The 13512-nt window shown below is 71.2% G+C and carries 15 protein-coding genes; 2 read left to right on the forward strand and 13 right to left on the reverse strand.

All coding sequences use genetic code 11. The features are described 5' to 3' along the window. The first annotated feature begins 247 nt into the window (after positions 1-247). Both IE247_RS05540 and IE247_RS05545 read left to right on the forward strand, forming a co-directional pair. Positions 248-754, forward strand: coding sequence for a methylated-DNA--[protein]-cysteine S-methyltransferase (locus IE247_RS05540; protein WP_190122094.1), 507 nt, complete (start codon positions 248-250; stop codon positions 752-754). 28 nt (positions 755-782) lie between these two features. Then, positions 783-1463, forward strand: a complete 681-nt coding sequence (locus IE247_RS05545; RefSeq protein ID WP_190122095.1) for an alpha-ketoglutarate-dependent dioxygenase AlkB family protein — start codon at positions 783-785, stop codon at positions 1461-1463. 26 nt (positions 1464-1489) lie between these two features. Here the strand turns inward: IE247_RS05545 and IE247_RS05550 are convergent, their stop codons facing one another. From IE247_RS05550 to IE247_RS05610, 13 genes are all read right to left on the reverse strand, one after another. Beyond that, complete coding sequence (locus IE247_RS05550; RefSeq protein WP_190121734.1) at positions 1490-1759, reverse strand: GlsB/YeaQ/YmgE family stress response membrane protein; 270 nt, start codon at positions 1757-1759, stop codon at positions 1490-1492. Between the two features lie 231 nt (positions 1760-1990). Then, positions 1991-2383 (reverse strand): YccF domain-containing protein, encoded by a 393-nt coding sequence (locus IE247_RS05555; protein WP_190121735.1) that lies wholly within the window; start codon positions 2381-2383, stop codon positions 1991-1993. Then, the gene (gene htpX / locus IE247_RS05560) at positions 2380-3240 is read right to left on the reverse strand and encodes a zinc metalloprotease HtpX (RefSeq protein WP_190121736.1); all 861 of its coding nucleotides are present in this window, start codon (positions 3238-3240) and stop codon (positions 2380-2382) included. The genes IE247_RS05555 and htpX overlap by 4 nt, the downstream gene beginning before the upstream one ends. A gap of 150 nt (positions 3241-3390) precedes the next feature. Then, entirely contained in the window at positions 3391-4977 is a 1587-nt protein-coding gene (locus IE247_RS05565; protein ID WP_190121737.1) for an NADH-quinone oxidoreductase subunit N, read from the reverse strand. Next, on the reverse strand, positions 4974-6557 hold the full coding sequence (locus tag IE247_RS05570) for a complex I subunit 4 family protein (RefSeq protein WP_190121738.1): 1584 nt from the start codon (positions 6555-6557) through the stop codon (positions 4974-4976). Before IE247_RS05570 ends, IE247_RS05565 begins: the two co-directional genes overlap by 4 nt. Positions 6558-6560: 3 nt before the next feature. Continuing rightward, positions 6561-8567 (reverse strand): NADH-quinone oxidoreductase subunit 5 family protein, encoded by a 2007-nt coding sequence (locus IE247_RS05575; RefSeq protein WP_190121739.1) that lies wholly within the window; start codon positions 8565-8567, stop codon positions 6561-6563. Beyond that, on the reverse strand, positions 8564-8947 hold the full coding sequence (gene nuoK, locus IE247_RS05580; protein WP_190121740.1) for an NADH-quinone oxidoreductase subunit NuoK: 384 nt from the start codon (positions 8945-8947) through the stop codon (positions 8564-8566). Before nuoK ends, IE247_RS05575 begins: the two co-directional genes overlap by 4 nt. Further along, positions 8947-9534: an NADH-quinone oxidoreductase subunit J family protein gene (locus IE247_RS05585; RefSeq protein WP_190121741.1), complete on the reverse strand. Its 588-nt coding sequence runs from the start codon at positions 9532-9534 to the stop codon at positions 8947-8949. The genes nuoK and IE247_RS05585 overlap by 1 nt, the downstream gene beginning before the upstream one ends. Next, positions 9531-10160, reverse strand: a complete 630-nt coding sequence (locus IE247_RS05590; RefSeq protein WP_190121742.1) for a NuoI/complex I 23 kDa subunit family protein — start codon at positions 10158-10160, stop codon at positions 9531-9533. Before IE247_RS05590 ends, IE247_RS05585 begins: the two co-directional genes overlap by 4 nt. Before the next feature lie 2 nt (positions 10161-10162). Continuing rightward, on the reverse strand, positions 10163-11131 hold the full coding sequence (locus tag IE247_RS05595) for a complex I subunit 1/NuoH family protein (RefSeq protein ID WP_190121743.1): 969 nt from the start codon (positions 11129-11131) through the stop codon (positions 10163-10165). Next, a complete protein-coding gene (locus IE247_RS05600) occupies positions 11128-12294 on the reverse strand; it encodes an NADH-quinone oxidoreductase subunit C (protein WP_190121744.1) in 1167 nt (388 codons plus the stop codon). The genes IE247_RS05595 and IE247_RS05600 overlap by 4 nt, the downstream gene beginning before the upstream one ends. Further along, complete coding sequence (gene nuoB / locus IE247_RS05605; protein WP_190121745.1) at positions 12291-12962, reverse strand: NADH-quinone oxidoreductase subunit NuoB; 672 nt, start codon at positions 12960-12962, stop codon at positions 12291-12293. The genes IE247_RS05600 and nuoB overlap by 4 nt, the downstream gene beginning before the upstream one ends. After that, a complete protein-coding gene (locus tag IE247_RS05610; protein WP_190121746.1) occupies positions 12953-13351 on the reverse strand; it encodes an NADH-quinone oxidoreductase subunit A in 399 nt (132 codons plus the stop codon). The genes nuoB and IE247_RS05610 overlap by 10 nt, the downstream gene beginning before the upstream one ends. Positions 13352-13512: the final 161 nt, after the last annotated feature.

Raw genomic sequence — 13512 nt, forward strand, 5'->3', positions numbered from 1 at the left:
GGAGCGGGGCGCCCCGGCGCGCGCGGGGGCCGCGCACGGGGGGGGGGGGGTGGGGTGGGTCCCCCTCGCCGACCACCTTTCCGTGTCCCCGTGTTCTCCGTGTGTTCTCCGTATCGGGCGGCGGTGGGGGTGATGTCCGAAACCTGCCGGACACCGTGGTGCGGGAGGGGCACACTCGAAAAGGGTGGCGCTGACTCGGGAGACGCGCCGCCAGATGTGAGGAAGGGAACGAACGGTCATGACCGGCATGACGGTCCATACGACGATCGACAGCCCGCTGGGCGAGATTCTGCTGGTCGGAGTGGTCTCCGAGACGGCTCCGGGGGGTACGGCGCTCGCCTCGCTGTCGCTGCCCGGGCAGAAGGGCGCGGCGGCCGTCCCGGAGGACGGGCGGCGCGATCCGGGGGCCTTCGAGGAGGTCGGCCGGCAGCTGACCGCGTACTTCGGGGGCCGGGCCACGGGCTTCGACCTGGAGTTCACGGAGTCGGGGACGGAGTTCCAGCGCGGGGTGTGGCGGGCGCTGGAGGAGATTCCGTACGGGGCGACGACGACGTACGGGGAGATCGCCGAGCGGGTCGGGACGTCCCGGGTCGGGGTGCGGGCGGTGGGGACCGCGATCGGGCGGAATCCGCTGCTGGTGGTGCGGCCGTGTCATCGGGTGATCGGTGCGGACGGGGCTCTGCGCGGCTACGCGGCCGGTCTGGAGCGCAAGGAGCGGCTTCTGGGGCTGGAGGGCGCGCTGAGTCGTGACTGAGGGCGCCGAGGCTCTCTTTCCGAGGGCGCTGGTCTCGGGAACGCCCGGGGGCCGACGGGCCGGTGAGCCCTCGGTGATCGCCCCGGGGGCGGTGCATGTGCCGGGGTGGCTGTCGCCGGAGCGGCAGCGGGAGCTGGTGGCGGCCTGTCGTGCCTGGGCGCGCGGACCGGTGCCGCTGCGGCACACCGCGCTGCCGGGCGGTGGGGTGATGTCGGTGCGAACGGTGTGTGTGGGCTGGCACTGGCAGCCGTACCGCTACAGCCGGACGGCGGACGATGTGAACGGCGCGCGGGTCGCCGGTTTCCCCGGCTGGCTGGTGGAGCTGGGCCGTACGGCGCTGGCGGCGGCGTACGGGCAGGGCGGCGGGGAGCCGGGCCGGGGGTACACCCCCGACACCGCGCTGATCAATTTCTACGACGGCGCGGCGCGGATGGGGATGCACCAGGACAAGGAGGAGCGCTCGGACGCTCCGGTGGTGTCGCTCAGCGTCGGGGACAGCTGTGTCTTCCGCTTCGGCAACACCCGTACCCGGGGGCGTCCGTACACCGATGTGGAGCTGGCGTCGGGAGATCTGTTCGTCTTCGGCGGGCCTTCGCGGTTCGCGTACCACGGGGTGCCGAAGGTGTATCCGGGGACGGCCGACCCCGCCGCGGGGCTGAGCGGGGGGCGGCTGAACATCACCCTGCGGGAGACCGGGCTGACCGGCTGAGACGCCGCCCCGGGCGGGGTGGGGCGTCAGCGCGAGCGGGAGTGGCCGAACAGCAGCCGGTAGCCGATCAGCAGCACCAGGGAGCCGCCTATCGCGGCGGCCCAGGTGGTCCCGTCGTAGAAATCCTTGGTGAACGGCCGGTCGAAGAAGCGGGCCGAGATCCAGCCGCCGAGGGACGCGCCGACGACGCCGATGAGGGTGGTGATGATCAGACCGCCCGGGTCGCGGCCCGGGAGCAGAAGCTTGGCGATGGCTCCGGCGAGCAGACCGAGAATGATCCAGCTGATGATGCCCATGTCCTGAACCCGCCTTTCGTACGGTGTTGTTCTGATGACGCCGGATGTGCCCCTTCTGGTTCCGAAAGGGGCCCCGGCGCCGGGTCGACTGCCGTGCTGTCACTCACTGTCAGTCATATGTCCAGCATCGAGCGGGACATGCCTCCATGGTGACGTACGCCACTGACAGTCGGCCTTCGCGCCGGTTCAGAACGACGGGCCGCATTCCCGGCGAGCGGGTATCAGCTGAGGTCAGCGGGTGGCGAAGGGCTGGTCGGAGGGGACGATCTCCTTGCCCAGCGGCATCAGGGAGACGGGGATCAGCTTGAAGTTCGCGATGCCCAGGGGGATGCCGATGATGGTGACGCACAGGACGATGCCGGTGGCGATGTGTCCCAGGGCGAGCCACCAGCCGGCCAGGACCAGCCACAGCACATTGCCGACGCACGAGGGCGCGCCCGCGTCCCGGCGCTCGACCACGGTGTAGCCGAAGGGCCAGAGGGCGTAGACACCGATCCGGAAGGCGGCGAGACCGAAGGGGATTCCAATGATCGTGATGCAGAGCAGAACACCGGCGAGGAGATAGCCGAGGAACATCCAGAACCCGCACAGAACCAGCCATATGACATTCAGGATCGTCTTCATGGGCGTTGACCTGCCATCTGTTCGAGTCGGGCGATGCGCTCCGCCATGGGCGGGTGGGTGGAGAACATCTTGGACAGGATCTTTCCAGGTCTGAAGGGGTTCGCGATCATCATGTGGCTCGCGGTCTCCAGCCGGGGCTCGGCGGGCAGCGGCAGCTGTTTCGTGCCGGCGTCGAGCTTGCGCAGAGCGCTCGCCAGGGCGAGCGGGTCGCCGGTGAGCTGCGCGCCCGACGCGTCCGCCTCGTACTCCCGCGAGCGGCTGACGGCGAGCTGGATGATGGCGGCGGCGACCGGCCCCAGGATCATGATCAGGAGCATTCCGGCGAAGCCCGGCCCGTCGTCGTCGGACCGGCCGACGGGGATCAGCCAGGCGAAGTTCACCAGGAACATCACGACCGAGGCGAGGGCTCCGGCGACCGAGGAGATCAGGATGTCCCGGTTGTACACATGGCTCAGCTCATGGCCGAGGACGCCTCGCAGCTCGCGCTCGTCGAGCAGCGAGAGGATGCCTTCCGTGCAGCAGACCGCCGCGTTGCGGGGATTGCGGCCGGTGGCGAAGGCGTTGGGGGCCTGGGTGGGCGAGATGTACAGCCGGGGCATGGGCTGGCGGACCGAGGTGGAGAGCTCGCGGACGATGCGGTAGAGGCCGGGGGCCTCGAATTCGCTGACCGGGCGGGCGCGCATGGCGCGCAGCGCCATCTTGTCGCTGTTCCAGTACGCGTACGCGTTGGTGCCGAGCGCGACGACGAGCGCGACGAGAAGCCCCGTACGGCCGAAGAAACTGCCGATGACGAGGATGAGTGCGGACAGTCCCCCGAGGAGTACGGCGGTCTTCAGCCCATTGTGCCGGCGGTGCACGGTACGCCCTCCAGGTGGTGCGGCAGGGGAACCCTTTTGCGTGGTGCTCCACTCTCCAGTGGACCCTTCTGTACTGGTCAACGCCAGGCGAAGGACGCCAGTTCCCTTGTGCTCCGTGCCGGGGGCCGGTCCGTTCGGGTGATGGTCCGGTCAGAAGAGGTCTGCCGCCGCGAAGCGGAGGACCAGCTGGGGGTAGCCGGACAGGACGACGCCCAGGACCGCGGCCAGGGCGATGGCCGCGGTGACGGCGACCGGGACGCGGCCGTGCGCGGGGCGCGGGGCGGCCTCGGAGGCCTCGGTGGTCTCCCCGGAGGCCGCGGGGGCCCCGGCGGGGGCCTTGAAGAGGATCGCGGTCCATTTCAGGTAGTAGTACAAGGCGATCACGACGTTGACGCCCATGACCACGGCCAGCCAGCCCAGGCCCGCGTCGACGGCCGAGGAGAAGACGACCACCTTGGCGAAGAGCCCGATGATGCCCGGCGGCAGACCCGCCAGGCAGAGCAGGAAAAAGCCCATGGTCAGGGCGGTGAGCGGGCTCTTCGCGTAGAGGCCCCGATAGTCGGAGATCCGGTTCAGCGGCTTCGTGCGCGCCACCAGGACCACCACCGCGAACGCGCCCAGGTTCACCACGGCGTACATGAGCGCGTAGGAGACGGTCGCGCCGATCTGGTCGTCGCTGGAGTACGCGGCGGCGGCGATCGGCACCAGGATGTAGCCCGCCTGTGCCACCGACGACCAGGCCAGCAGGCGTACCGCGCTCCATCGCCGGGTGGCCGACTGGCGCAGGGCGGCGACATTGCCCGCGGTCATGGTCAGGGCGGCCAGCACCGCGATCGCCGGGCCCCAGACATCGGCGTACCCGGGGAACGCGATCACGGTCACCAGGATCAGCCCGGAGAAGCCGACCGCCTTTCCGACGACGGAGAGGAAGGCGGCGATGGGCAGCGGTGCGCCCACATAGGTCTCGGGGACCCAGAAGTGGAACGGGACGGCGGCCGTCTTGAAGGCGAAGCCGATGAGTGTGAGCGCCACACCGGTCTTGGCGAGGGTGTCCAGCTGACCGGGGACTTCTCCCAGCTCAGAGGCGATCCGGGTGAGGTGGAGGGTGCCCGTGGTGGCGTACACGAAGCTCACGCCGAGCAGCGTCACGGCGGTCGCGGTGACGGAGGAGAGGAAGAACTTCAGCGCCGCCTCACTGGAGAACCGGTCGCCGCGCCGCATTCCGACGAGGGCGAAGGCGGGCAGTGAGGCGACTTCGAGGGCGACGACCAGGGTGGCGAGATCGCGCGCGGCGGGCAGCAGCGCGGCGCCCGCGGCGGAGGAGAGCAGCAGGAACCAGTACTCGCCGACGGGGGGCTTGCCGCGCTCGCCGTGGAGCGAGAGCAGCGCGGTCAGCAGGGCTCCGCCCAGTACCAGCAGCTGGATCGCCAGGGTGAAGTGATCGGCGGTGTAGCTACAGGTGGCGGGGTCCGTGGTGAGACAGAACGTCTCGCGTTCGCCGTCGCGCAGCGGTACGAGGGTGATGATCGCGGCGAGCAGTCCGACGATCGCGCCGGCGCCCAGCAGACGCTTGTGCTTCTCGGCCACGAACAAGTCGGCGACCAGGCAGAACAGCGCGGCCACCGCGGTGATGACGGGCGGCGCGATCGCGAGCCAGTCGACGGACTGGACGACGCTGGGGACGTCGCCGGCGGCGGTGACGACGGCGGGCGCGCCCCCTGCGATGGTCGTGATCACGACTTGCCTCCTGCGAGCAGCTTCTGCACGGCCGGGTCGGTCAGGCCGAGGAGGACCGCGGGCCAGAGTCCGGCGAGGACGGTGAGGGCGACGAGCGGCGACCAGGTGGCCAGCTCGTACGTCTGGACGTCGGCGATCGCCCTGGTCTCCTGGTCCTTGGGCCGTGGCACGCCCATGCAGACGCGGCGGACGACGATGAGGAGGTACGCGGCGGTGAGCAGGGTGCCGAAGCCGCCGATCGCCATGAAGGTGAGGAAGGCCGGGCGGTTCAGCCCCGGGGCCGGGTCGAAGGCTCCGAACAGCGCGAGCATCTCGCCCCAGAACCCGGCGAGGCCGGGGAGGCCGAGGGAGGCGACGGCGGCGAAGGCGAGCAGGGCTCCGAGCCGGGGCGCGCGGCCGTAGAGGGCAGCGCCGGTGGCTCCGGCGAGGGTGTCGAGGTCCGCTGTGCCGTAGCGGTCCTTGAGCGCTCCGACCAGGAAGAAGAGCAGGCCGGTGATGAGGCCGTGGGCGACGTTGGCGAAGAGCGCGCCGTTGACTCCGGTGGGCGTCATGGTGGCGATGCCGAGGAGTACGAAGCCCATGTGGCCGACGGAGGAGTACGCGATCAGGCGCTTGAGGTCGCCGCTCGCGCCCTTCTTGGCGAGGGCGAGGCAGGCGAGGGATCCGTAGATGATGCCGACGACCGCGAAGGCGGCGAGGTAGGGCGCGAAGGTCCGCATGCCGTCGGGCGCGATGGGCAGCACGATACGGACGAATCCATACGTTCCCATCTTCAGCATGACGCCGGCCAGCAGGACGGATCCGACGGTCGGCGCGGCGGTGTGGGCGTCCGGCAGCCAGCTGTGCAGCGGCCACATCGGGGTCTTGACCGCGAGGCCGATGCCGATCGCCAGAACGGCGATGAGCTGCGTGGACGCGGTCAGCGCCCGGCCGTTGTCAGTGGCGAGTGCCACCATGTCGAATGTGCCGGCCTGTAGCCCGATCAGCAGCAGACCGAGCAGCATGATCACGGAGCCGAGCAGGGTGTAGAGGATGAACTTCCAGGCGGCGGGCCGACGGGCCTCTCCGCCCCAGCGGGCGATGAGGAAGTACATCGGGATGAGCACCATCTCGAAGGCCAGGAAGAAGAGCACCAGGTCGAGGACGGCGAAGGTGGCGAGCGTCCCCGATTCGAGGAAGAGCAGCAGTGCGACGAAGGCCTTGGGGGACGGGCCCGCGGGCATCTTGTAGTAGCTGTACAGCGCGCAGAGGAAGGTCAGCAGCGCGGTCAGGACCAGAAGGGGGAGGGAAATGCCGTCGACGCCGAGATGGATGCGCACATCCAGGGCGGGGATCCAGCTGATGTCCGTCGTGGCCTGCATGTTCGACGGCTGGTCGTGGTCGAACCCGATGACCAGGGCGATCGCGGCCGCCAGGATCACCCCGGTGACGGTGACGCCGTGGCGCAGGACCGCCTGGTCGGGGTTCTTGCCGCGCAGTCCGGGCGGGGCAGGCAGCAGGGCGGCGGCGGCTCCCAGGAGGGGGCCGACGACGATGAACGCGAGAAGGAACTGCATCACGGACTCGCTGATATCGATCACGGCTCACGATCCCGCGTTGACGTTGGAGAGGACGACGGCGGCGATCGCCAGGACCACGGTGCCCGCGAGGAGCACGCTCACATAGGTCTGCACATTGCCGGTCTGGGCGCGTCGTACGAGGACACCGAGCCAGTTCGCGCCGGTGCCCGAGCCGCGCACATAGGTGTCGACGACCTCGCGGTCGAGGAAGCGGACGAGTTCGGCGCCGGCCTGTACGGGGCGGACGAAGAGCAGGTGGTAGACGGCGTCGAGGTGGAAGCCGGTCACCGCGTGGCGATGGAGGGGGCCCAGCAGCAGCCGGCCGGGGTCAGCCGGGTCGGGTGCCCCGGCGACCGAGCCGTAGGCGGCCTCGTGGGTGGCGACCGCCTCGGCCTCGACGGCGGAGGGCGCGGCGTCCGGGTGGGCGACGACGGCCGCCGCGGGCATCGGGACGGCCAGGCCGTCGCGGTGGCGCAGGGTGCGCCAGGCTCCGTAGGTCAGCAGCGCGCCGATCAGGGCCACACCGGTGCCGAGGACGGCGGTGAGCAGGGTGGGGGCGAGGCCCCGGCCGTCGAACCACTCGTCGAAGTAGCCGAAGGCGGCCCCGAGGCCGAGCGAGGGCACCGCGAGCAGCCAGAGCACGGAGGTCATGGCGCGGGGTTCGCGGCCGTGGTCGGGGGCTTCCGCGCCCCGGCCCCGGAAGGCGAGCAGCCACAGCCGGGTCGCGTACGCGGCGGTGAGCAGGGCGGCCAGCAGGCCGGCGACGAGCACGGTCCAGCCCGCGGCCGCGGGGGCGGTGAGGCCGCCGAGCGCGCTGTGCTCGGCGGCGACGAGGACTGCTTCCTTGGAGAAGAAGCCCGCGAAGGGAGGGATGGCGACGAGCGCGAGCAGGGCGACGGTCATCGTCCAGTAGGCGTCGGGGATCCGCTTCGGCAGCCCGCTCATCCTGGACATGGCGGCCAGCGAGTTGGTCCCGGCGGCGTGGATGACCACACCGGCCGCGAGGAAGAGGAGTGCCTTGAAGGCGCCGTGCGAGATGAGGTGGAAGACGGCGGCACCCCGGTCCGCGACCGCGAGGGCGCCCGCCATGTATCCGAGCTGGCCGATGGTCGAGTAGGCCAGCACTCGCTTGATGTCGTCCTGGGCGAGCGCGGCGAGTCCGGAGCCGACCATGGTGACCGCCGCCATCACGGCGAGGACGATCAGCGCGGCGGCGGAGGAGGCGAAGAGCGGAAGGAGCCGGGCCACGAAGTAGATGCCGGCCGCGACCATCGTCGCGGCGTGGATCAGCGCGGAGACGGGGGTGGGGCCCGCCATGGCGTCGGGCAGCCAGGTGTGGAGCGGGAACTGCGCCGACTTGCCCGCCACACCGGCGAGCAGCAGCAGCGCGATCAGCGTGGGGTGGTCGATGCCGCCCTTCTCGACCGCGTCGAGGATGCCGGTGATCCGGAAGGTTCCGGCGTCGGTGGCGAGCGCGAAGAGACCGATCAGGAAGGGGACGTCGCCCAGTTTGGTGACCAGGAACGCCTTCAGGGAGGCGGCGCGCGCCTCGGGCGTCTCCCAGTAGTGGCCCACGAGGAAGTACGAGCAGATGCCCATGATCTCCCAGCCGACCAGCAGCACCATCAGATCGCCGGAGTAGACGACGAGCAGCATCGCGGCGGTGAAGAGGGAGACGAGGGCGGCGTAGGAGGGGTAGCGCGGGTCGTCGCGGAGATAGGCCGTGGAGTAGATCTGCACACAGGAGGCGACGACGCCGACCAGAGCGGCGACCAGGACGGCGAAGCCGTCGAGGTGGAGCGCGAGGTCGATGGGGACCGATCCGGTCGGGGTGAACCGGGTGGCCGCGTCGATCGTCTCTCCGCCGCCCTGGCGGACGGCGACGACGACCGCGAGAACGGCCGCCGCGAGAGTCGGCAGGATCGCCAGGGGACGGACGAAGCCGGGGGCTTTCCGGCCGAGGAGCAGTCCGGCCGCCGCGCCGAGGAACGGAAGGAGGGGGACGAGGACGGCGAGGGTGGTGGTGGTCACGCGGTGGCCTCAGCCTTCTGCGTCCGCTGCGCCGGGGCGGCCGCGTCAGGGTCGTCGGAGCTGTCGTCGTCGGGGCCTTCGGCGGTGTCCCGGAGCCGGTCGACGTCCGAGCTGCCGCGGTTGCGGTAGACCATCAGGACGATCGACAGGCCGATGCCGATCTCGGCGGCGGCGATGGCGATGGTGAAGAGGGTGAGCGCCTGGCCGGAGTGGAGGGCGTCGCGCAGCCAGACGTCGAAGGCGACGAGGTTGAGGTTGACGGCGTTGAGCATCAGCTCGACGGACATCAGGACCAGGATCGCGTTGCGCCGGGCGAGCACTCCGTAGAGGCCGGTGCAGAAGAGGAGGACGCTCAGCACGGCGGGGTAGGCGAGGTGCATCAGCGCTCTCCCTCGGAATCGGAATCCGTGGCGGAGCCCGTTTCGGAGCCCTTGGCATGCTTGCGGGAGAGCACGATCGCACCGACGAGGGCGGCGAGCAGCAGCACGGAGAGGGCCTCGAAGGGCAGCACCCAGTGCCGGAAGAGGATCGCGCCGACAGTGTCGGTGGAGCCCTGGGCGGGTCCGTCGAGATCGATCCAGCTGGTGCGGAAGGCGTCCACCACGACCCAGACCAGGGCGGCGGCGGCCGTGCCGGCCACCGCGAGGGCGACCGGGCGGTTGCCGGAGTCGGCGTCCGGGGAGCGGCCGATGGGGGCCTTGGTGAGCATCAGCCCGAAGAGAAGGAGGACGACCACGGAGCCGAGATAGATCAGTACCTGGACCCAGGCGATGAACTCGGCCGTGAGCAGCAGGTACTCGACGGCGAGGCCGCCGAGCGCGACCACCAGCCAGAGGGCGGCGTGCACCAGCTGCCGGGTGGTGACGGTCATGACGGCCGCGCCGAGGGTGACGAGGCCGACGAGGATGAAGGCGATCTCGACGCCGGTCGGCGAGAGGAAGCCCTGGGTCGTGGCGGCGAGGTTCATGCCGTGCCTCCGTCGCCGGCGGCGGGGGCGGCCGGGGGTTCGGGGGTCTTGGGAGCTGCGGCCGGGGGTTCGGGTGCCGGAGCCTCGGGGGCGGGCTCGGCCTGGGCGGCGGCGAGCTTCTCGGCGGCCTTGCGGGCAGCCGCGATCTCCTTGGGCTCCTCGGCGGCCGGGTCGAGCGCGGGCGGTGCGGGGACCGTCCACATCCATTCGCGGAGTTTGTCCCGCTCATGGGTGAGTTCGTGGATGTCCGTCTCCGCGTATTCAAACTCCGGCGACCAGAACAGCGCGTCAAAGGGGCAGACCTCGATGCAGATACCGCAGTACATGCAGAGCGAGAAGTCGATGGCGAACCGGTCGAGGACGTTGCGGCTGCGCTCACGGCCACCGGGGGCGGCCGCGGGCACCGTCTCCTTGTGGGAGTCGATGTAGATGCACCAGTCGGGACACTCACGGGCGCAGAGCATGCAGACCGTGCAGTTCTCCTCGAACAGTCCGATCACGCCGCGGGAGCGGGGCGGAAGCTCGGGCTGGACGTCGGGGTACTGCGCGGTGACGGTCTTCTTCGTCATCGTGCGGAGGGTGACGGCCAAGCCCTTGGCCAGGCCGGAGCCGGGGATGGGAGGCATGGTTACTGAATCACCACCTTCACGACGCCGGTGAGGGCGATCTGGGCGAGAGCGAGGGGGACGAGGGTGGTCCAGGCGAGCTTCTGGAGCTGGTCCTCGCGCATCCGCGGGTAGCTCACCCGCAGCCAGATGATGATGAAGGCGAGCACGGCCGTCTTGAGCAGGGTCCAGACCCAGCCCAGGCCGTCGTCGCCCATCGGCCCGTGCCAGCCGCCGAGGAAGAGCACGGTGGTCAGACCGCAGAGCACCACGATGCCCGCGTACTCGGCGAGCAGGAAGAGCGCGAAACGGAGGCCGGTGTACTCGGTGTACGCGCCGAAGATGATCTCGGAGTCGGCGACCGGCATGTCGAAGGGAGGACGCTGGAGCTCGGCGAGGCCCGCGACGAAGAAGACGATGGCCCCCACGATCTGCCAGGGCAGCCACCACCACTCGAAGGCGTCGAGGATGCCGGTCAGCGAGACCGTGCCGGCCGCCATGGCGACGGAGGCGGCGGCCAGCAGCATCGGCAGTTCGTACGCCAGCAGCTGGGCGGCGGTCCGCAATCCGCCGAGGAGGGAGAACTTGTTGGCGGACGCCCAGCCCGCCATCAGCGAGCCGAGGACGCCGACGCCCATGACCGCCATCACGAAGAAGATGCCCGCGTCGACCACCTGGCCGACCGCGCCCTCGCCGGGGCCGATCGGGATGGCGACCAGGACGAGGAGGTACGGGAGCAGGGCGACGGCGGGGGCGAGCTGGAAGATCCGGCGGTCGGCGTTGGCCGGGACCACGTCTTCCTTCTGGGCGAACTTCACTCCGTCCGCGACCAGCTGGGCCCAGCCGTGGAAGCCGCCCGCGTACATCGGGCCGAGGCGTCCCTGCATATGGGCCATCACCTTGTGCTCCGCCTGTCCGATGACGAGCGGGAGGGCGATGAATGCGGCGAAGACGAGGAGGAGCCGGAAGGCGACGTCTAGGGCGTCGTTCACGCGGGGTCGCCTCCGGTGCGTTCGGTGGGCTCGCCGCCCTCGGGTCCGTCACCGGACTCGGGCTCGGGCTGGGGCCGTGGGGTCGGTTCGGGGGCCGGGGTCGCCTCCGGGGCGGGGGCGGCCGGGGCGGGGCTGTCCGCCGGGGGGCGCTCCGGTGCCGGCTTCGTGTCGTCGAACGCCGGGCGCGCGTGGTGCCAGGGCGCGTCCGGGGCCGGGGTGGTCTCGGCGGCCGGGGCCGGGGCCTGGGCCGCGTCCGGCGGGGTCTGGCTCGCGGAGCCGTCGCTCGCGCTGCGGGTGCGGCGCGGCGGGGTGGCGGCGGGGGCCGGGGCCGGGGTCTCCGGGGTGGCCTCGGCGGCCGGGGGCGTGGCGGGTGCGGGTGTTGTCTGGCTCGCGGAGCCCTCGGCGGCGGTGCGCGCGCGGCGGGCCGCCGGGGCCGGGGCTGTGCCGGGGGCGTCCGGGGTGCCGTCGGCCGCCGGGCGGGCGCGGCGGACCGGGCGCTCGGCGCCTGCGGCACCGGCACCGGCAGCGCCTGCACCGGCCGCTCGCGGGGTGCGCGCGGCTCGGGCGGGGCGGGCCGGGGCGGGCGGGAGCTGGCCCTTGAGGGGGCCCCACTCGTTGGGGTCGGGGACGCCGGGCGGCAGCATCTGGCGGCGCTTGGGCCCGCCGTGCTCGGCCTCGCCCGGTTCCTTGGCCCCGGGCCACGCCTTGGCGACCCGCGCGGCCAGGACGAAGTCCTTGCGCAGCGGGTGGCCCTCGAAGTTCTCGGGGAGGAGCAGCGGAACCAGATGGGGATGGCCGGTGAAGTCGACGCCGAACATCTCGTGCGTCTCCCGCTCGTGCCAGTCCGCGCCCGCGTAGACCTCCCTGGCGGTGGGGAGGGCGGGGGCGTCGTGCGGGACGGTCGTCCGGAGCAGCAGTCTGCGGACCCGTCCGGTCTCCAGGGCGGCGACGTGCGCGCAGATCCGGAAGCCGGTGCCGGGCTCGTCGACCGCGCTCAGCCAGTCGAAGTAGGTGCATCCCAGGGTGGTGCGGGCGGTCTCCAGGGCGGCGATCCAGCCGTCGGCAGGCACATCGACCGTGAGGAGGTCGTAGGCCAGCTCGGCGGTGGCGTCCGGGCCGAAGACCTCGGTGACGGAGTCCGGCAGGCCGTCGTACGCGCTCACTTCTCTCCCCCGGCGGCCGGGGCGGCGGGCGGGGCGACCAGACCGCTGCGCAGCTCGGAGACGGACGCGCGGCCCGTTCCGTACCGCTCGCTGAGCGACTCGCGGGCGATCTTCTCCTGGAGTTTCAGAATTCCCTGGAGGAGCGCCTCGGGGCGCGGCGGGCAGCCGGGTACATAGACGTCGACCGGGATGATCTGGTCGACGCCCTTGGTCACCGAGTAGGAGTCCCAGTAGGGGCCGCCGCAGTTGGAGCAGGCTCCGAAGGAGATGACGTACTTGGGCTCGGGCATCTGCTCGTAGAGCCGCTTGACGGCCGGGGCCATCTTGTCGGTGACCGTGCCGGAGACGATCATCAGGTCGGCCTGGCGCGGGCCGGGGGCGAAGGGGATCACCCCGAGCCGGATGAAGTCGTGGCGGGCCATCGAGGCCGCGATGAATTCGATGGCGCAGCAGGCGAGACCGAAGTTGAAGACCCAGAGGCTGTAGCGGCGGCCCCAGTTCAGGACCACCTTCATCGGCTCGGGGGCGAGCCGGGAGAGGATGCCCAGCCGCTGCGGCTCCGGCAGCGGGACCGGCGCGGCGGCCGTCCGTGCCGGGGAGGTTCCCGCGGCCGGGCCCGGAGTGGGATCCGGGGCCGGGGTCTGGGCCTGGGTCGGGGTCACGTCCATGCGAGGACGCCCTTCTTCCATGCGTAGAGCAGTCCCACGGCCAGGAAGCCGAGGAAGATGAACATCTCCACCAGGGTCGTCCCGCCGTATCCGGGGGCGGCGAAGACCGTCGCCCACGGGAAGAGGAAGATCGAGTCGACGGCGAAGATCACATACAGAAACGCGTAGACGTAGTAGCGGACCTGGGTGTGCGCCCAGCCCTCGCCGACGGGGTCCACTCCGCACTCGTAGGTGAGCAGCTTCTCCGGGGTGGGGGCCACGGGCCGCAGCAACCGCCCGGCTCCGAAGGCCACGGCCACGAACATCACGCCGATCAGGGCCAGCAGCCCCACGACCGAATAACTGGCGAAATAATCCGCCGCGAGCACGGCCACGGTGGGTTCCGGCACGTCCGCCCCTCGCTCCCTGACCTCGACCTCGCGGATCTCCCGCGCAGTGGCTGCCGGCGATCTGCTCGGTGATCCGTGTTCTGTACGCACGGGAGTCTAGGCCCTGCTAAGGGGACCCTCCGCAGTCGCATCCCGCTTCAGGTGGGGTTATCCCCACTTCA

Source organism: Streptomyces inusitatus, assembly GCF_014651115.1.
GTDB classification, from domain to species: domain Bacteria; phylum Actinomycetota; class Actinomycetes; order Streptomycetales; family Streptomycetaceae; genus Streptomyces; species Streptomyces amakusaensis.